Source organism: Vibrio limimangrovi, assembly GCF_054064025.1.
Window position 1 is genome coordinate 1 of sequence record NZ_JBSUGF010000045.1, and the last position, 839, is coordinate 839.

General features: G+C 43.5%; 3 tRNA genes and 1 rRNA gene. All 4 read left to right on the top strand.

Annotated features, from left to right (window positions below):
* Window positions 1-67 (top strand): 16S ribosomal RNA (locus ACWYU8_RS22005); the annotation flags it as partial.
* Window positions 68-155: 88 nt separating this feature from the next.
* Window positions 156-231, top strand: a tRNA-Glu gene (locus tag ACWYU8_RS22010).
* 2 nt (window positions 232-233) lie between these two features.
* Window positions 234-309 (top strand) — tRNA-Lys (locus ACWYU8_RS22015).
* Between the two features lie 66 nt (window positions 310-375).
* A tRNA-Val gene (locus ACWYU8_RS22020) sits at window positions 376-451 on the top strand.
* The last annotated feature ends 388 nt before the right edge of the window (window positions 452-839 follow it).

Here is an 839-nt window from a genome sequence, read left to right on the forward strand (position 1 = left end):
GTTCATGACTGGGGTGAAGTCGTAACAAGGTAGCGCTAGGGGAACCTGGCGCTGGATCACCTCCTTATACGATGATTATCGTGATGAGTACCCACACAGATTGATACGGTTTATAAAAGTTTAAGAGATAGTAAGTGCCCAACACTTACACTAGTGTCCCGTTCGTCTAGAGGCCTAGGACACCGCCCTTTCACGGCGGTAACAGGGGTTCGACTCCCCTACGGGATACCATTGGGTCGTTAGCTCAGTTGGTAGAGCAGTTGACTTTTAATCAATTGGTCGCAGGTTCGAATCCTGCACGACCCACCATTCTTTCCACGAAGGATGGCTTTTGTTTTACTTTTCCTAAAAGTAAAAGCAAGAGAAAACTTATGTGGGCGATTAGCTCAGTTGGGAGAGCACCTGCCTTACAAGCAGGGGGTCACTGGTTCGAGCCCGGTATCGCCCACCATTCTCTAAGCATTTTTGGAATAAAACGTCCAAACCAGAGCAAGCAATTGATACTGGTTGGCATTTTTGACGCTGAAAGTCTTTAGAAAATGTACTTCCTTGTGAAGAAACATCGCTCTTTAACAATTTGGAAAGCTGACAAAACAAACTTTGTTTTTTGAAATAAAGATTTGTTTGTAAAGTTCTCAAAGTATTCATGTATTTGAATACAACTAAAAACACATTCAAGTGTTCTTGGAATTTGAGTCCGGCAAAATCGAAAGCTGTCTCGCTCATTCAAATAATGAGACAGCAACTTTGGTTGTTTGACATCAATTCGAAACTCCTTCGGGTTGTATGGTTAAGTGACTAAGCGTACACGGTGGATGCCTTGGCAGTCAGAGGCGATG